Annotated in this window: 16 protein-coding genes; 12 read left to right on the top strand and 4 right to left on the bottom strand. The window is 74.1% G+C overall.

Annotated features, from left to right (window positions below):
• The first annotated feature begins 103 nt into the window (after positions 1–103).
• Genes JT721_RS21710 through JT721_RS09620 form a run of 6 tightly spaced genes read left to right on the top strand, consistent with a single transcriptional unit; the run spans position 104 to position 6,179 of the window.
• Positions 104–1,093, top strand: a complete 990-nt coding sequence (locus tag JT721_RS21710; RefSeq protein WP_205472856.1) for a carbohydrate ABC transporter permease — start codon at positions 104–106, stop codon at positions 1,091–1,093.
• On the top strand, positions 1,093–1,932 hold the full coding sequence (locus JT721_RS09640; protein WP_205472854.1) for a carbohydrate ABC transporter permease: 840 nt from the start codon (positions 1,093–1,095) through the stop codon (positions 1,930–1,932). The genes JT721_RS21710 and JT721_RS09640 overlap by 1 nt, the downstream gene beginning before the upstream one ends.
• Positions 1,929–3,353, top strand: a complete 1,425-nt coding sequence (locus JT721_RS09635; protein WP_205472852.1) for a glycoside hydrolase family 3 protein — start codon at positions 1,929–1,931, stop codon at positions 3,351–3,353. Before JT721_RS09640 ends, JT721_RS09635 begins: the two co-directional genes overlap by 4 nt.
• Positions 3,341–4,273 carry an ROK family protein gene (locus JT721_RS09630; RefSeq protein WP_205472850.1) on the top strand — a complete coding sequence of 311 codons (933 nt, stop codon included), beginning with the start codon at positions 3,341–3,343 and terminating at the stop codon, positions 4,271–4,273. The genes JT721_RS09635 and JT721_RS09630 overlap by 13 nt, the downstream gene beginning before the upstream one ends.
• A complete protein-coding gene (gene nagA / locus JT721_RS09625) occupies positions 4,270–5,400 on the top strand; it encodes an N-acetylglucosamine-6-phosphate deacetylase (protein ID WP_205472848.1) in 1,131 nt (376 codons plus the stop codon). The genes JT721_RS09630 and nagA overlap by 4 nt, the downstream gene beginning before the upstream one ends.
• Positions 5,400–6,179: a glucosamine-6-phosphate deaminase gene (locus tag JT721_RS09620; RefSeq protein WP_205472846.1), complete on the top strand. Its 780-nt coding sequence runs from the start codon at positions 5,400–5,402 to the stop codon at positions 6,177–6,179. Before nagA ends, JT721_RS09620 begins: the two co-directional genes overlap by 1 nt.
• Before the next feature lie 25 nt (positions 6,180–6,204).
• Here the strand turns inward: JT721_RS09620 and JT721_RS09615 are convergent, their stop codons facing one another.
• Together JT721_RS09615 and JT721_RS09610 are read right to left on the bottom strand one after the other, a co-directional pair.
• On the bottom strand, positions 6,205–7,149 hold the full coding sequence (locus JT721_RS09615; RefSeq protein WP_205472844.1) for an SGNH/GDSL hydrolase family protein: 945 nt from the start codon (positions 7,147–7,149) through the stop codon (positions 6,205–6,207).
• Entirely contained in the window at positions 7,146–8,348 is a 1,203-nt protein-coding gene (locus JT721_RS09610) for a CdaR family transcriptional regulator (protein ID WP_205472842.1), read from the bottom strand. Before JT721_RS09610 ends, JT721_RS09615 begins: the two co-directional genes overlap by 4 nt.
• 95 nt (positions 8,349–8,443) lie before the next feature.
• Between JT721_RS09610 and JT721_RS09605 the strand changes: the two genes are divergently transcribed.
• From JT721_RS09605 to JT721_RS09590, 4 genes are all read left to right on the top strand, one after another.
• Positions 8,444–9,559 (top strand): ferredoxin reductase, encoded by a 1,116-nt coding sequence (locus JT721_RS09605; RefSeq protein ID WP_205472841.1) that lies wholly within the window; start codon positions 8,444–8,446, stop codon positions 9,557–9,559.
• 31 nt (positions 9,560–9,590) lie between these two features.
• Positions 9,591–10,832, top strand: coding sequence for an acyl-CoA desaturase (locus JT721_RS09600; protein WP_205472840.1), 1,242 nt, complete (start codon positions 9,591–9,593; stop codon positions 10,830–10,832).
• A gap of 606 nt (positions 10,833–11,438) precedes the next feature.
• The gene (locus tag JT721_RS09595) at positions 11,439–12,659 is read left to right on the top strand and encodes an HNH endonuclease signature motif containing protein (protein WP_205472839.1); all 1,221 of its coding nucleotides are present in this window, start codon (positions 11,439–11,441) and stop codon (positions 12,657–12,659) included.
• Between the two features lie 155 nt (positions 12,660–12,814).
• Positions 12,815–13,210 carry a hypothetical protein gene (locus JT721_RS09590; protein WP_205472838.1) on the top strand — a complete coding sequence of 132 codons (396 nt, stop codon included), beginning with the start codon at positions 12,815–12,817 and terminating at the stop codon, positions 13,208–13,210.
• 7 nt (positions 13,211–13,217) lie between these two features.
• Here the strand turns inward: JT721_RS09590 and pgm are convergent, their stop codons facing one another.
• Entirely contained in the window at positions 13,218–14,858 is a 1,641-nt protein-coding gene (gene pgm, locus JT721_RS09585) for a phosphoglucomutase (alpha-D-glucose-1,6-bisphosphate-dependent) (RefSeq protein ID WP_205472837.1), read from the bottom strand.
• Positions 14,859–14,986: 128 nt separating this feature from the next.
• Here pgm and JT721_RS09580 point away from each other — a divergent pair, with 128 nt between their 5' ends.
• Together JT721_RS09580 and JT721_RS09575 are read left to right on the top strand one after the other, a co-directional pair.
• Entirely contained in the window at positions 14,987–15,694 is a 708-nt protein-coding gene (locus tag JT721_RS09580) for a VC0807 family protein (RefSeq protein ID WP_205472836.1), read from the top strand.
• A 9-nt stretch (positions 15,695–15,703) separates the two neighbouring features.
• Positions 15,704–16,498, top strand: a complete 795-nt coding sequence (locus JT721_RS09575) for a crotonase/enoyl-CoA hydratase family protein (RefSeq protein WP_205472834.1) — start codon at positions 15,704–15,706, stop codon at positions 16,496–16,498.
• A gap of 3 nt (positions 16,499–16,501) precedes the next feature.
• On the opposite strand, the gene JT721_RS09570 is transcribed toward JT721_RS09575, so the two are convergent.
• The gene (locus tag JT721_RS09570; RefSeq protein WP_205472832.1) at positions 16,502–17,239 is read right to left on the bottom strand and encodes a hypothetical protein; all 738 of its coding nucleotides are present in this window, start codon (positions 17,237–17,239) and stop codon (positions 16,502–16,504) included.
• Between the last annotated feature and the right edge of the window lie 48 nt (positions 17,240–17,287).

Below are 17,287 nucleotides of genomic sequence, written 5' to 3'. Positions count from 1 at the left end.
GGGGCGGCACCGCCGCCGCCCCCGGCCGTGCGCTGCCCGCGCGTCCGACCCCGCCCGGCCCCGCCCGGGCACCATGAACCCACCCGCGCCGAGAGGAGGCGACGTGACCGGACCGGCCACCACCACCCCGCGACCCGCCCCGCGACCGCCGCGACGGGCCGACCGCCCCGGCGACGGGCGCGACGGCGACCGGCCGACCCGGCGCCGCCGGCCCCGGCAGCCGCTGCCCTCCGGGCTGCTGCTCCCGGCGCTGCTCGCCCTGGCCGTCGCCCTCGGCTACCCCTTGGTGCGCCAGGTGGTCCTCTCGATGCAGGAGTTCGGGCTCTCCCAGCAGTTCGGTCGGCCGCCGTCGTGGGTCGGGCTCGAGAACTACCGCGAGCTGGTCACCGACCCCTACCTGTGGAAGGTCACCGTCCGCTCGCTGGTCTTCTGCCTCGTCAACGCCGGCGCCACCATGGTCGTGGGCACCGGCCTGGCGCTGCTGATGCGCCACATGTCCCGACCGGTGCGGCTGGTGCTGCAGAGCGGGCTGCTGCTCGCCTGGGCGATGCCGGTGGTGGCCAGCCTGACCGTGTGGCAGTGGCTCTTCGACACCCAGTACGGCGTCGTCAACTGGCTGCTCACCCGGCTCGGCGGCGACTACGAGGGGCACGCCTGGCTGCTCGAGCCCGCGTCGTTCTTCCTGGTGGCCACGGTCGTCATCGTCTGGATGAGCGTGCCGTTCGTCGCCTTCACGCTCTACGCCGCGCTCACCCAGGTCTCCGAGGACACCCTCGAGGCCGCCGAGATCGACGGCGCCGGCCCGGTGCAGCGGCTGCGGCACGTGATCCTGCCGACGCTGCGACCGGTGATGCTCGTCGTCGGCCTGCTCCAGATCATCTGGGACCTGCGGGTCTTCACCCAGATCTACGTGCTGCAGAAGGCCGGCGGCACCACCCGCGACACCAACCTGCTCGGCACCTACATCTACCGGCTCGGCATCGGCGGCGGCGACTTCGGCATGGCCGCGGCCGTCGCGATCTTCATGCTCGCGCTCACGGTGCTGCTGACCGCCCCCTACGTCCGCGCCATGCTGCGCCAGGAGGAGAGCTGATGGCCCGCCGGGCTCCCCGGTCGCTCCGGGTCACCGCCAACGTCGTCGGCCTGCTGGCCGCGCTGGTCGCGGTGTTCCCCGTCTACTGGATGGTCAACAGCGCCTTCCTGCCCCGCAACAAGATCCGGGCGCCGGAGCCGACCTGGCTGCCGTTCGGCGGCGACCTCGACAACTTCCGCACCGTGCTGGGCGGCGGCACCTTCTGGGACGCGCTGGCCACCAGCCTGATGGTCACGCTCTCGACCGTCGTGGTCGCGGTGCTCTTCGCGTTCGCCGCGGCGGTGGCGGTCTCCCGCTTCCGGTTCCGGGGCCGCACGTCGTTCATCCTGGCCCTGCTGGTGATCCAGATGATCCCGGTCGAGGGCCTGTTCATCAGCCAGTACAAGATGCTCGAGAGCGCCGACCTGCTCAACACCGTCGGCGGCCTCACCCTAGTCTACGTCGCGACGGTGCTCCCCTTCACGGTCTGGACCCTGCGCGGCTTCGTCGACGGCGTGCCCTACGAGCTCGAGGAGGCCGCGATGATCGACGGCTGCTCGCGCACCCAGGCGTTCCTGCGGGTGACGTTCCCCCTGCTCGCGCCGGGGCTGGTGGCCACGGGTGTCTTCGGGTTCATCCAGGCGTGGAACGAGTTCACGCTCGCGGTCGTGGTGATGACCCGCGAGGACCGCCGCACCCTCCCGCTGTGGCTCTCGTCGTTCACCGAGGTCAACCGCGGCACCGACTGGGGCGCGATCATGGCGGGGTCGACGCTGATCGCCATCCCGGTCGTGCTGTTCTTCCTCGCCGTGCAGGGCCGGATGGTCGCCGGCCTCACCTCCGGGGCGGTCAAGGGATGAGCGAGCTCGACCGCCTGGCGCTCGGGGTGCTGCTGCCGGGCTTCGCCGGCACCACGCTGCCCGACGACCACGCCGCGCTGCTGGCCGAGGGCCTGGCCGGCGCCTGCCTGTTCGGCAGCAACACCGCCGACGGACCCGACGCGCTGGCCCGACTGACCGCGTCGCTGTGCGAGGCGGCCGGGGCGCGGGTCGTCGTGGCCGTCGACGAGGAGGGCGGCGACGTCACGCGGCTGCACGCCACCGGGCTCAGCCCGGTGCTCGGCGCGGCCGCCCTCGGCGCGGCCGACGACCTCGGGCTCACCCGCCACACCGGGCGCGCCGTGGCCGCCGAGCTGGCCGCCGTCGGCGTCACCCTCGACCTGGGCCCGGTCGCCGACGTGAACTCGCGCGCGGAGAACCCCGTGATCGGCACCCGCAGCTTCGGCACCGACCCCGCCCGGGTCGCCGACCACGTCGCCGCCTGGGTCGAGGGGCTCCAGGCGGGCGGGGTGGCCGCCTGCGCCAAGCACTTCCCGGGTCACGGCGACACCGCCCAGGACAGCCACCTCGAGCTGCCCCGCCTCGACGTCGACGAGACGACCCTCCTCGAGCGCGAGCTGGTGCCGTTCGCCGCGGCCGTGCGGGCGGGGGCGGCGGCGGTGATGACCTCGCACGTCGTGGTCGAGGCGCTCGACCCCGACCTGCCGGCCACGCTGAGCGCGCCGGTGCTGGCGCTGCTGCGTGACCGGATCGGCCACGACGGCGTGGTGGTCAGCGACGCGCTCGACATGGCCGGCGCCTCCGGGGACCGCGGGATCCCCGAGGCGGCGGTGCTCTCGCTCGCGGCCGGCGCCGACCTGCTCTGCCTCGGGCCGGAGCGGTCCGCCGCCTCGGTGCGCGAGGTGCAGCACGCGCTGACCGTGGCCGTCGCCGAGGGACGACTGCCGGAGGAACGCCTGCGCGCCGCGGCGGCCCGGGTCGCCCGGCTGCGCGAGGGGCTGCGCCCCAGCCACCAGCACCGGCCCGACGAGGTCAGCCCCGACCCGGCGCGCCAGCTCGAGGGGGCCCGACGGGCCACCACCGTCGACGGCGTGCTGCCGGACCTGCGCGGCGCCCGGGTGGTGAGCGTCGCCACGACGCCCAACATCGCGGTCGGCGACGTGCCGTGGGGGCTGCCGCCCGACCTGGTCGTGGCGCCGGGCGCCGGCCTGCCCGACGACCTCGGACCGGGCCCGCTGGTGCTCCAGGTGCGCGACGCCCACCGGCGTCCCGACGTGCTGGGCCTCCTGGCGACTCTCGGCGACCGCCCCGCGGTGGTCGTCGAGTGGGGGTGGCCGGCGCCGTGGGACGGCGCCCTGCCCAGGATCTGCCCGCACGGCTCCTCGGGGCCGGGCGTGGACGCAGTGACCGAGATCGTGAGGAAGGCGGGGTGGGAGCGGTGAGCGGCCGGCTGACCATCGGGTTGGACATCGGCGCGACCAAGACCCTGGGGGTCGTCCTCGACGACGCCGGCGGCATCCGGGCCTCGGCCCGGGAGGCCACCGAGCCCGGGGCGCGGGGGGTGGTGGCGACCGCCGAGCGGGTGGTCGCCGACCTGCGCACGGCCACCGGCGACCCCCTCGACGGCCCGCTCGGCGTGGGCATCCCGGGCCTGGTCGACCCCGAGCGGGGCGCGGTGATGCACGCGGTCAACCTCGGCGTCGACGGCGACTGGCTGCCCCTGGGCGAGCACCTCGCCGAGCGGCTGGGCGTGCGGGTGCTGGTCGAGAACGACGTCAACGCCGCCGCCCTCGGCGCCGCCACCCTCGACCCGCTCGACCCTCTGGCGAGCCGGGTCGACGACCTGGCCTACCTCAGCATCGGCACCGGCCTGGCCGCCGGGCTGGTGCTCGACGGCCGGCTGCGGCGCGGCGAGCACGGCGCGGCCGGCGAGATCGGTCACGTGCCGGTCGACCCCACCGGCGTCGCCTGCCAGTGCGGCCAGCGCGGCTGCCTCGAGACCGTCGCGTCCGGCTCGGCGCTGGCCGCGGCGTGGCCGGTGACCGAGGGACCGCCCGCGGTCGCGCTCTTCGACGCCGCCGCGGCCGGCGACCGGCGCGCGATCGCCGTGCGCGACCGGTTCGCCGCCGGCGTGGCCGACGCGGTGCGGGTGCTCGGCCTGACCGTCGACCCGCGCACGGTGGTGCTGGGCGGCGGCGTCGCCCAGCTCGGCGAGCCGCTGCGCGAGGCCGTGGCCGACGCGCTGCGCCGGCAGGCGAAGGGCTCGCCGTTCCTGGCCTCGCTCGACCTGGCCGGTCGGCTGCGCGTCGTGCCGTCCGACTACCCCGTGGCGGCCGTCGGCGCGGCAATGGTGGTGCGATGAGCGACCTGCTGGTGCGCGGCGGCACCGACGTCCACGGTGCGCCGCTCGACCTGGCGGTCGTCGGCGGCACGGTGGCCCACGCTCCCGGGCCGGGAGCCCCGGTGCTCGACGCCACCGGCCTCCGGGTGCTGCCGGGGCTCCTCGACCTCCAGGTCAACGGCGCCGCCGGCGTCGACGTCACCTCCGAGCCGCACCGCCTCTGGGAGGTCGGCACCGCGCTCGCCGCCCACGGGGTCACGGCCTGGTGCCCCACCGTGATCACCTCCGACGCCGCCGCCCGCGAGGCGGCGTTGCACACCCTCGCCGGCGGCCCGCCCGCCGGCTGGCTGGGCGCGCTGCCGCTCGGCCTCCACCTGGAGGGCCCGATGATCTCCCCGGCGCGCAAGGGCGCCCACCCCGAGGCGTGGCTGGCCGCCCCCTCGCCCGACCTGGTCGCGGGCTGGTCGCGCGACGCGGGCGTCGCGCTGGTGACCCTCGCCCCGGAGCTGCCCCGCGCCCTCGACGTCGTGCGCGCGCTCGCCGGCCGCGGCGTCGTGGTCGCGGTCGGGCACACCGACGCCACCGCCGAGCAGGTGGAGGCGGCGTTCGCGGCGGGCGCCGCCTGCGTCACCCACCTCGGCAACGCGATGCCGCCGGTGCGGCCCCGCGAGCCCGGACCGGTCGGCGCCGCGCTGGCCTCCGAGGTGACCTGTGGGGTGATCGCCGACGGCCACCACCTCCACCCGGCCTTCCTGACCGCCGCGTGGCGCGCGCTCGGCCCCGAGCGGTTCCTCGCGGTCTCCGACACCACCGCCGCGCTCGGGGTCCCCGACGGCCCGGCCCGGCTCGGCGACCAGGACGTCGTGGTGGCCGCCGGCACCGTCCGGCTGGCCGACGGCACCCTGGCCGGGTCGGCCGCCTCGGTGGTCGACTGCCTGCGGGTGCTGCGCGCCACCACCGGCTGCTCGCTCGCCGACGCGGTCGCGACCGCCACCTCGACCCCCGCCCGCCTGGTCGGCGACGCGACCCGCGGGTCGCTCGCCCCCGGCTGCCGCGGCGACCTCGTGCTCGTCGACGACGACCTCCGGGTGCGCGCCACCGTCGTGGGCGGCCGGGTGGTCCACCGCGCCGACGGGGAGGTCGGCTGATGGAGGTCGTCCCCCTCGCGACGGCCGCCGAGGCCGCGGTGCTGGCCGCCGACGCCGTGGAGGCCCTGGTGCGTCGCCGCCCGGACGCGGTGCTCGGCCTGGCGACCGGGTCGAGCCCGCTCGCGACGTACGCCGAGCTGGTGCGCCGCCACCGGGCCGGCACCGGTCCGTCGTACGAACGGGTGCGCTGCTTCACCCTCGACGAGTACGTCGGGCTGCCGCCCGGCCACCCCCAGCGCTACCTGGCCACCATCCACCGCGAGGTGACCGACCCGCTCGGCGTGCCGCGCGACCGGGTGCTCGGACCCGATCCCGACCGGCTCCCCGGTGCCGGGGCGGAGTACGAGGAGGCGATCGACGCGGCCGGCGGGATCGACCTGCAGGTGCTCGGCATCGGCACCGACGGCCACCTGGCGTTCAACGAGCCCGGCTCGTCGCTGGCGTCGCTGACCCGGGTCAAGACCCTGACCGAGCAGACCCGGCGCGACAACGCACGCTTCTTCGACGGCCCCCACGAGGTGCCGCGCCACGTGCTGACCCAGGGTCTCGGCACGATCCTGCGCGCCCGGCACCTGCTGCTCCTGGCCTCCGGCCCGGGCAAGGCCGAGGCGGTCGCCGCCGCCGTGGAGGGGCCGGTGACCGCGTCGTGCCCCGGGTCGGTGCTCCAGCTGCACCCCCACGCGACCGTGCTGCTCGACTCGGGCGCCGCCACGGGCCTGACCCGGCTCGACTACTACCGCGAGACCTGGGCGGCCAAGCCGGACTGGCAGACGCTCTAGGCCCGGCGGCCGCCGGCGCTGCGGGTCACCCTCCGCGCTTCTGCAGCTCGCGGGTCGCCGCCTCGAGCACCTTGGTCGCGACGTACTCCTGCTCCTTGGCGAACGGGTGGTAGGCCAGTGCCCGCGCCGTGTCGGTGACCGAGCCGTTGACCCAGGCCTTGCGGCCCGCGCAGATGTCGTGGCCCTTGCTGTCGTTCATCAGGCCGACGTAGGGCACCTCGGCGCGGCGCGCGGCCCGGCGCAGCTGGCTGTCGAGGTCGCGGATCGCCTTGCGCACGAAGGGGTAGTCGCCGTCGGCGATCGGCAGCTCGTCGCAGGTGCCCTTCGCCGGCACCAGCTGCGGGTAGCCCACCATCAGCACCACCGCGTCGGGGACCTTCTCCTTCACCTCGAGCAGCGTCCTGCGCACCCGGCTGCCGATCCGCGGCAGCTGCTCGATCGGCGTCGGGTCGGCGCCCTCGGTCTCGGCGAGCTCCTGGCTGAACTCGCGGCACGGCGCGTCGTCGTCCTCCTCGGCGAGGCTGGCCACCCGCACGCAGCCGGTGAGCAGCTCGGAGAGGAACGAGAAGTCGGAGCCGCCGATCCCGACCGTCACCAGGTCGGCGTCCTCGGGCACCTCGTCGAGCTGGGCGGGGAGGAACGTCGAGCCGACCCGCTGGGGGTCGGTGATCGCCTGGGTGCTGGCGTTGGCGCAGCTCAGGTCGACCATCCTCATGCCCTTCAGCCGGATCGAGATGATCGCGGGGTAGTTGCCCGAGGAGCGCAGGCACAGGTCGCGGGAGTCGGTGGACGGCACGAACGGCGCCGCGGTGTAGGAGTCACCGAGCGCGTAGTAGGTCGCGAACGGCGGGGCGTCCGGGGTCGGCTCCGGCGTGTTCTCCACCTCGGCGGCGGGTGGCCCGCTGGTGCAGCCCGAGGCCAGCAGCCCCGTCGCGGCCAGGAGCACGGCCGCGCGGCGACGGATCGTCATGGGGACACGGTAGTGGTCGGGACGCCCCGGCCGGCGCCCAACGCCACGGTGAGACCCAGCACGGTCTCGGGGTCGTCGAGCCGGGCGCCGTAGAGCTCGCGCAGCTGGCCCATCCGGTAGCGCACCGTCTGGGGGTGGACGAACAGCGCCGCGGCGACCTCGTCGCGGCGGCCCTGGTGGAGCAGCCAGGCGCGCAGGGTGTCGGCGAGCTTGTCGGCGGTGCCGGGCCGGAGGTCGGCGAGCGGGGCCAGCACCCGGGCCCGCAGGTCGGCCAGCGCGTCGGCGTCCGCGGTGAGCACCAGGTGGGTGAGGTGCTCGTCGGTGTCGGGGCCCAGGCCGAGGTCGAGGGCCCGCAGCGCGCGCTCGTGGGACCGGCGGGCCTCGAGCCACGGCTTGGCCGGCCCGACCACCGCCGACCGGTCCTGCACCGCACGCAGCAGTGGTCGGCGCCGGTGCCCGTGGGCGTCGGGCACCAGCAGCAGCACCAAGTCGTCGACGCCCGGCACCTCGCCGAGCTGGAGGGTGGCCGGGGAGATCAGGTTGAGCACCGGCCGCACCTGCGACTCCGGCACCAGCACCGCGGTGAGCGTGCGCGGCGGCGCCCAGTCGGCGCGGGCGGCAGCGTCGAGCACCACCTCGGCGGTGGCGCCCTCGAGCAGGTGGCGGGCCACCCGCTCCAGCAGCCGCTGCCGCACCCGGCCGGTGGTCGCCAGCTCGTCGGTGTGGCCGGCCACCGCGGCCGCCGAGAGCTCGTCGATGTAGGCGAAGACCAGGTCGGCGAAGTCGACGAGCGCCTCGCTCCCCACGCCGTTGCGCACCGCGGTGGTCGACATCTCCCGCCACGACACCCGGGCCCCGATCCGGAACGCCGCCAGCAGCGCGTCGGTCGAGCGGCCGCTGCGGGCCTCGCCGCGGCCGAGCTGGTAGGAGCCCTCGACCGCGGGTGCCCGGGGGGTGCCGGGGTCGGTGCCCCGGCGTCCGCTGGCCAGCGTGAGGAAGCCGGCCAGCGCGAGCTCGACCGCGCTGCGGATCGTCTCGGCCATGGTCGTGTCGAAGGCCTCGGTGTAGCTCGGCACCTCCTCGACCACCGCGGCCACCACGCGCTCGGCCACGTCGGGCAGCTCCGCGCGCATGGCGGCGACGGCGTCGGGGGAGAGCCGGACGCCGTGGCCGGCGGTACGACGGGCGGTGCGGCGCATCGGCAGCCCCTCTTTGTTCGTCAGGCACAAAAGCACGGGTTCGGTTCACGTGCGCTGCACAGGACTTTACGCCTCTGATCTAGGACAGTGGAAGCATGACCTCGTTCGCGACGCCTCGGGCGGCCTCCTCCGGCCGCTCCCGGCTGGGCGACCGGCTGCGCCGGGTCGCCGAGGCCGCCGTCACCCCGCTCGAGCTCGACGACGTCCTCGACGTCTTCTCCCCGCTGCGGCGCGGGGCCGAGCTGCGCGGCAAGGTCGTCGCGGTGGTCCCCGAGACCGCCGAGTCGGCGACCGTGGTGATCAAGCCCGGCCGCGACTGGGCCGGGCACGTCCCGGGCCAGTACGTGCGGATCGGCGTCGACGTCGACGGCGTCCGGCTGTGGCGCACGTACTCGCTGACCCACGGCCCCCGCCCCGACCGCTGCATCAGCCTGACCGTCAAGGCGATCCCGGGCGGCGTGGTCTCCGGCCACCTCGTCCACCGCCTCCGGGTCGGCGAGATGGTGCAGCTGGCCCAGGCCGAGGGTGAGTTCACGCTCCCGCAGCCGCTGCCCGGCAAGCTGCTGCTGGTGACCGCAGGCTCCGGCATCACGCCGGTGATCGGCATGCTGCGCAACCTGTTCTCCCGCCGGGTCCCGGCCCCCACCGACATCGTTCTCGTGCACGTCAACGTCACCGAGGACAGCGCGATCTTCCGCGACGAGCTGCGCGGGTTCGCCGCCGACGGCCTGATCACCCTCGTCGAGCGCTACGACGACCGCGACGGGCTCCTCGACGTCGCCGACCTGCCCACCCTGGTGCCCGACCTCGACGAGCGGCTCGCCTACGCGTGCGGCCCGGCCGGGCTCCTCGACGCGCTCGAGGCCCACCACGCCGAGCGCGGCCTGGCGCTCACCACCGAGCGGTTCCGCCCGACCGTGCTGGGCGAGGTCGGCGAGGGCGGCACCGTCGCCTTCGCCTCCGGCCCCACCGTCGAGGCCGACGGCGCCACGCCGATCCTCGACGCCGCCGAGCAGGCCGGCGTGCTCATGCCCAGTGGCTGCCGGATGGGCATCTGCATGGGCTGCGTGCTGCCGCTCACGGAGGGCGCGGTGCGCGACCTCCGCAACGGCGCGGTCACGGTCGCCGTCCCCGGCGAGACCGGCCCGGGCGGCGTACCGATCCAGACCTGCATCAGCGCCGCCGCCGGCGCCTGCCACCTCGACCACTGACCACCCGAACGCCCACCCCGGGAGGGACCCCATGACCGTCATCACCAAGCAGCCCGTCAGCCCGATCGCTCACCTCACCCCGGAGGACGTCGAGCAGATCGGCATCGAGCTCGACGCGATCCGCCAGGACGTCCTCGACGACCGCGGCGAGCGCGACGCCCGCTACATCCGGCGCCTGGTCACCGTGCAGCGCCGCCTCGAGCTCGGCTCGCGCGCCGTCCTCCTCGGCTCGGCGCTACCGCCGCTGTGGGTGCTCGGCACCGTGGGCCTGTCGGTCGCCAAGATCCTCGAGAACATGGAGATCGGGCACAACGTCATGCACGGCCAGTGGGACTGGATGCGTGACCCCAAGATCCACTCGACCACGTGGGAGTGGGACAACGCCTCCACCGCCGACGGCTGGAAGCACGCCCACAACGAGGTCCACCACACCTACACGAACATCGTGGGCAAGGACAACGACCTCGGCTACGGCATCATGCGCGTCGACGAGGACCAGCGCTGGCACCCGATGTACCTCGCCCAGCCGCTGTGGAACTTCATCAACGCCTGCTTCTTCGAGTACGGCATCGCGGCGTACGACCTCGAGCTCGGCCGCAACCTGCGGGTGCCGAAGGAGAAGCGCTCGGAGAAGTTCAGGAGCGACCTGAGGAAGACGCTGGGCAAGATCCGCAAGCAGGCCACCAAGGACTACGTCGTCAACCCGGCGCTCGCGCTGCCGTTCGGCGGCTTCCTGCCGACGCTGGCCGCCAACTTCACCGCCAACCTGGTGCGCAACGTGTGGTCGCACTCGGTGATCATGTGCGGCCACTTCCCCGAGGGCGTCGAGACCTTCGAGCGCAAGTCGATCCCCGACGACGAGACCCGCGGCCAGTGGTACCTGCGGCAGATGCTCGGCTCGGCCAACATCTCCGGCTCCAAGGCGATGCACCTGATGACCGGCAACCTCTCCCACCAGATCGAGCACCACCTCTTCCCCGACCTGCCCTCCAACCGCTACGCCGAGGTCGCCCCGCGGGTGCAGGCGCTCTTCGAGAAGTACGAGCTCAACTACCACTCCGCGCCGCTGCCCCAGCAGGTCTACTCCGCCTGGCACCGCGTGGTCCGCCTCTCCCTCCCCAACGGCTGGCTCGCCACCACCGACCGCACCAACGTCGTCGAGCAGACCAAGCTGCTGTGGGCCATGTCGACCAAGGGTGCCCGCGTCCGCCGCGCCGCCCAGGCCCGCCTCGAGCAGGTCGCCCGCCGCAAGGCCGCCGCCTCCGCTGGTTGAGGTGCGAGGAGCGCCAGCGACGAGCCTCGAAACCCGGTGAGCCGAACGCCCTCCCTGGACCACTTTCCGGGTTACCCCGGTGACTCGGGGCCCGCGCGCTTACCTGGTCGGGTCTCGGCGTCAAGGGTTCCCTTCGGCGCTTCGCGCCCTTGACCCCGAGCCTCTCCCGACCAGGTACGACGGCGCACTGCCGGCACTCGCAAGCTCGCGCCGCCAGCCTGCGCGGGCGTTGAGTATCGCTGGTTGAGGAACGACGAAGTCGTGTCTCGAAACCCGGTGAGCCAAACGCCCTCCCGCAAGCACCTCGGGCGGCCCAGGTTTCGCCGAGCCGTCGTTAATTAACGCCGGGTCGGCGATACCCCGAGGAGCACCTGGGGGACGGGAGGAAGTTCGGCCTGCGGGGGTTTCGAGACAGTCGCTAGCGCGACTTCCTCAACCAGCGATGGGGACGGCTGGCGCTGGTTGAGGTGCGAGGCGCGCTAGCGACGAGCCTCGAAACCCAGCGCTCAGCAACCTAGCTGACGATCGGGTCACAACTCCGAATCCCGTTGTGCACAACGCGAAAACAGGCCCAGGACTGTCGGTGGTCGGTGCTTGGGTAGAGGCATGACAGCGAAGGCCACACCCCACGGACGGCACCGCATCTCGCGCGCCGTCGCGGAGATAAGGGCCAGGCTGTCCGAGGTCGGGGAGCTGCCGCTGTGGAGCATGCCCGCCCCCGAAGCGGCCGAGACCCTGACCGAGATCGCCAAGCTCGAGTCCCAAGTCGCCGCCCTGAAGCTGAGGGTCGCGAAGCACGCTCAGACCCAGAAGGTCGAAGCCGCCTCCGGCGCCACCAGCACCGCGGCCTGGCTCGCCGTCGCCACTCACGCCACACGTCGCGAAGCAGGCAGGACCCTGCGGTTGGCGGAGCATCTCGCGACCATGCCCGTCGTCGCGCAAGCGCTTGGACGGGGTGATCTGCTGCTGGAGCAGGCCGAGGTCATCGCCAGGGCGATCGCCAAGCTCCCCGACGACGTGGACGCCGAGATCAGGGTGCAGGCCCAGGCCAAGCTGGTCGAGCTGGCCCGGCACCACGACGCCAAGGACCTGACCGTCTTCGGCAACCGGATCCTCGACATCGTCTGCCCCGAGGTCGGCGAAGCAGCCGAAGCCGAGGCCCTGGCTCGCGAGGAGCGCGAGGCCGAGAAGGCCTGCAAGCTCACCATGCTCGACGACGGCGAGGGCCGGACCTACGGCCGGTTCGTGATCCCGACCATGCACGCCGAAGCGCTGAGGAAGGCGCTGTTCGCGCACGCCGCGCTCACCCACGAGAAGGTGACCTCGCAGACGCTGGGCCAGGCGTTCTGCGACTACATCCTGCGCTACCCCGCAGACCGGTTGCCGCAGCGCGGCGGCGTCAACGCGACCGTCGTCGTCACCATCCCGCTCGCCGTGCTGGAAGGCCACCTGGCGGCGTGCGAGCTCGACACCGGCACCCGCCTCAGTCCCGGCGCCGCGCGACGTCTCGCCTGCGAGGCCGGACTCATCCCCGCCGTGCTCGACGGACAGTCCCAGGTCCTCGACCTCGGCCGCACCCGCCTCCTGTTCACCACCCCGCAACGCACCGCACTCGGCCTGCAGCAGACGACCTGCCGCTCCGAGGGCTGCGACCGCCCCGCCTCCACCTGCGAGGCCCACCACAGAGTCCGCTGGACCGACGGCGGCAGGACCGACCTCAAGGACGGCGTGCTGCTGTGCCCGTCGCACCACCAGCGGGCGCACGACCCGGCGTACAACACGACCCACCTACCGACGGGGAAGGTGCAGTTCCACAGGCGGACGTGACGTTGGTTGAGGAAGTTGCGCCAGCAACTGTCTCGAAACTCCGCAAGACGACCACCCTCCTGTCCCCACCGGAGGGCTCTCGGCTCACCGGGTTTCGAGACAGGCGTGGCACGCCTTCCTCAACCAGCGTGCACCGCCGGTGGGATGGTGGACCCATGCGGTTCACCGAGCGCGAGCTGACCCTGGCCCTGACGGGCGTGGCCAAGACCGTCCACGGGGCGCGGGACAAGGGCGTCCGCAAGGGGCAGCGCACCGTCGACGAGGCGTGGGAGGAGCTGTCGCGCTACCGGCGGTGGCAGCTGCTCGACGGCCTCGGTGACCAGCTGCTGCCGGTGCTGGTGGCGCTGCCGGACGTGGAGGTGCGACCCGGTGAGCGGGCGACGTTCACGCGGGAGCAGGTGACCGCGGCGGTCGAGGAGCGGCTCGGCGAGGGCAAGGGGGTACGGCGCGCGGTGCAGGTCAAGGGCCAGGTCGCGCTGGTCGAGCTGGCGCTCCAGCACCTGCCGCCGCGGGCCGACCCGGACGCGCTGGTCGTGCCCGACCACCTCTAGCAGCGGGTCAGCCGAGCGCGGCCGAGACCACCTCGCGCGCCTCCTCCTGCACCCGGGCGAGGTGCTCGGGCCCGCGGAACGACTCGGCGTAGATCTTGTAGACGTCCTCGGTGCCCGACGGGCGCGCCGCGAACCACGCCGACTCGGTCGTCACCTTGAGCCCGTCGATCCGCGCGCCGTTGCCGGGTGCCTCGGTGAGGCGCGCGGTGATCGGCTCGCCCGCGAGCTCGGTGGCGGTGACGGCCTCGGGGGACAGGCCCGCGAGCGCCGCCTTCTGCTCCCGGGTGGCGGGCGCGTCGATGCGGGCGTACGCCGGCTCGCCGTGCTGGCGGACGAGGTCGGCGTAGTGCTCGCTCGGGGTCCGCCCGGTGGTGGCGATGATCTCGGCGGCGAGCAGGCAGAGGATCAGGCCGTCCTTGTCGGTGGTCCAGGGGCTGCCGTCGGTGCGCAGGAACGACGCCCCGGCCGACTCCTCGCCGCCGAAGCCGAACGAGCCGTCGAGCAGGCCGGGCACGAACCACTTGAACCCGACCGGCACCTCCACCAGCGGCCGTCCCAGCCCGGTGGCGACCCGGTCGATCATCGAGGAGGAGACCAGCGTCTTGCCGATCCGGGCGCCCTCGGGCCAGCCGGGGCGGGCGCCGCCGAACAGGTGCTGGATGGCGACGGCGAGGTAGTGGTTGGGGTTCATCAGCCCGGCATCGGGGGTGACGATGCCGTGCCGGTCTGCGTCGGCGTCGTTGCCGGTGGCGACGTCGTAGGAGTCCTTGCGGGCGACCAGCGAGGCCATCGCGGACGGCGAGGAGCAGTCCATCCGGATCTTCCCGTCCCAGTCGAGGGTCATGAACCGCCAGGTGGCGTCGACCAGCGGGTTGACCACCTCGAGGGCGAGACCGTGGCGCTCGGCGATCGCGCCCCAGTAGTCGGCCGAGGCGCCGCCGAGCGGGTCGGCGCCGATCCGCACGCCGGCGTCGCGGATCACGGCGAGGTCGACGACGGCGGGCAGGTCGTCGACGTAGGTGCCGAGGAAGTCGTAGGGCTGGGCGTGCGCGCGGGCCCGGGCGAACGGCACCTTCTTCACCCCGGCCAGCCCGGCCCGCACCAGGGCGTTGGCGCGCTCGGCGATCCACGAGGTGACGTCGGTGTCGGCGGGCCCGCCGTGGGGCGGGTTGTACTTGAACCCGCCGTCGGCGGGCGGGTTGTGCGACGGCGTCACCACGATGCCGTCGGCGAGGCCCGGGCCGGTCGTGCGGCCGCCGTTGGCCCGTAGGATCGCGTGGGAGACCGCCGGGGTCGGGGTCCAGCCGTCGGCGGCGTCGACCAGCACGGTCACGTCGTTGGCGGCCAGCACCTCCAGCGCCGTCGCCCAGGCCGGCTCCGAGAGGCCGTGGGTGTCGCGCCCGAGGAAGAGCGGGCCGTCGTGGCCCTGGGTGGCGCGGTAGTCGCAGATCGCCTGGGTGATCGCCCGGATGTGGGTCTCGTTGAACGACGTGCGCAGCGACGACCCGCGGTGGCCGCTGGTGCCGAAGGCGACCTGCTGGTCGACGTCGTCGGGATCGGGTACCAGGGCGTAGTAGGAGGTCACGAGGTGGGAGAGATCGACGAGGTCGCGGGGCTCCGCCGGGAGTCCGGCGCGGGGATCGGCCATGCGGGCCATTGTGCCCACCCGCCGGTCGCGCGCCGGCGCCCGTTCGGGCCATGGGCGGTGCCCCGGTCGGGCAGACCTGTGGACGACGACTGCGATCTCCCAGCAACCCCGCGTAGGGTCCGACTCCTATGACCTCCACCGCCGCCTCCGCCGGGCTCGCACTCGCTCCGGCTCACCTCGGGGAGCGACCCGACCACCCGGACCGGCCGCGGTTGCGCGCCATCGTCGGGCGGGTCGCGCTCAGCCTCCTCATCGCCTGCGTGGTGCCGGCGGCGCTGTTCTGGTCGCTGTTCCAGGTCGCCGACGTCTGGGTCGCGATCCTCGCCGCGCTGGGCTGGTCCTACGGCGCCATCGCGTTCCGGGCGGTCACCGGCCGGCGTACGTCGGGGCTGCTGATCCTCTGCGCGATCGTGCTCACCGGCCGCACCGGCATCGCGCTGGTCTCAGACAGCACCTACCTCTACTTCCTCCAGCCGATCATCAGCGACGGCGTCGTCGCGGGGGCGTTCCTGCTCTCGCTGGCGACCGCGCGGTCGATGGTGGCCCGACTGGCCGGCGACTTCTACCCCATGGACCACGAGCTGTCGGTGCGGCCGCGGATCTGCCGGTTGTTCACCGGCCTGACGGTCTTCTGGGCGGTGCTCAGCGCCGGCAAGGCGATCGCGACCCTCTGGCTGCTGGAGTCGCAGACGCTCGAGACCTTCGTGACGGTCACCAGCATCTCCGCGCCGACGCTCAACTCCCTCGCCGCCGTCGCCACCATCGGCGCCGCCGTGGTGGTGGGGCGCAAGGAGGGCCTGCTGGGCCCGGCGCCGGCGCTAGCGGCGACGTCCTAGCCTGAGGCCATGTCGCTCGTCTCCTGCACCGTCGAGGGCGGGATCGCCCAGGTCCGGCTGGACCGGCCCGACAAGCTCAACGCGCTGACCCTCGACCTGCTCGACGACCTCGTCGCCACGGCCCGGTCGCTGCGCCGCGACCGCACGCTGCGCGCGGTGGTGGTGGCCGGCGAGGGTGACGCGTTCTGCGCCGGCCTCGACTTCGCCTCGGTGCTGCGCCAGCCCGCCCGGATCGTCACCGCGTTCGTGCCCCGGCCGTGGCGCGGCACCAACACCTTCCAGGAGGCGTGCTGGGCGTGGCGGCGGCTGCCGGTGCCCGTGGTGGCGGCGGTGCACGGCCACTGCCTCGGCGGCGGGCTCCAGATCGCGCTCGCCGCGGACTTCCGCTTCGCCACGCCCGACTCGCAGTGGTCGGTGCTCGAGGGCAGGTGGGGGATCATCCCCGACATGTCGGGCGTGCGCAGCCTGGCCCAGCTGGTCGGCATCGACACCGCCAAGCGGCTCACGATGACCGCCGAGGTCGTCAGCGGCAAGGACGCCTTCGACCTCGGCCTCGTGACCGAGCTCGACGCCGACCCGGTGGCCGCCGCCACCCGGTTCGCCGAGTCGCTGCTCGTCCGCTCGCCCGACCAGCTCGCCGCCGCCAAGCGACTCTTCGACGACACCTGGACCGCCAGCGCCCGGCGTACCTTCGCCCGGGAGCGGGTGGAGCAGGCGTTCCTGCTGGCCGCGCACAACACCAAGGTGGCGCGGGAGGCCGCGCTGGCCAGGGCGACGCCGGTCTTCGGTCCGCGCCGGCGCTGAGGCCTACCGTCCGTCGGCGTCGGGGTCGTCGGGATCGGTGGACCGGTGGCCGTCGCGGGCGGCGGCCTGCTCGGCGCGCAGCTCCTGCTGCTTGCGCCGCCGGTTGACCTCGCCGCGGGCCAGCACGAAGGCGAGCACCACCGGCCAGACGTACTTCACCTTGTCGAGCAGCCAGCGCACCCAGTCGGGCAGCGAGACGTCGGGCAGGTTCGGCCTCGGCAGGTCGGGCCACGGGATGCTCGGCCAGGGGATGCTCGGCAGGTCGGGGAACGGGATCGACGGCAGGTCGACGTCGGGCCAGGGGACGTTGATCGCGATCCGGGCGGCGAGCAGCGCCAGGACGATCGGCACCACGACCTTCGCGACCCCGCCGAGGGTCTGCACGGCGGCGTAGCGGCGCGGGTGCGCCAGCACCTTCTCCTCGTACGCCGCCGCCGGCGAGCCCACCTCGGGCGCCAGGTCGGTGCCGCCGAGCCCGGTCATCGCCTGGGCGTCCTCGCCGGGTCCGAAGACGGTGGCGCGCCGCGGTCTGCCCAGCCCGGAGAACACCACCAGCAGCCGCCCGTGCTCGCCGTCCTCGCCGTGCTCGAGGCGGAGCCGGTCCTCCATCGCCTTCTTCTCGGCGACCTTCTCGCCGTCGACCCACCACTCGACCCGGTGCGACACCGACCCGCTCGCCTCCACCCGGTGGGAGCGGCCGTCGACGGTCTGCTCCCAGACCTGCGGGGGATCGACTGCCATGGTGCGAACCTACGAGCGGGCACCGGTCCCCGGCATCGGCCTCGGGTC

It is taken from the genome of Nocardioides sp. SYSU D00038 (assembly GCF_016924665.1).
GTDB lineage: Bacteria > Actinomycetota > Actinomycetes > Propionibacteriales > Nocardioidaceae > Nocardioides.
This window is presented reverse-complemented; position numbering and strand designations above follow the sequence as displayed.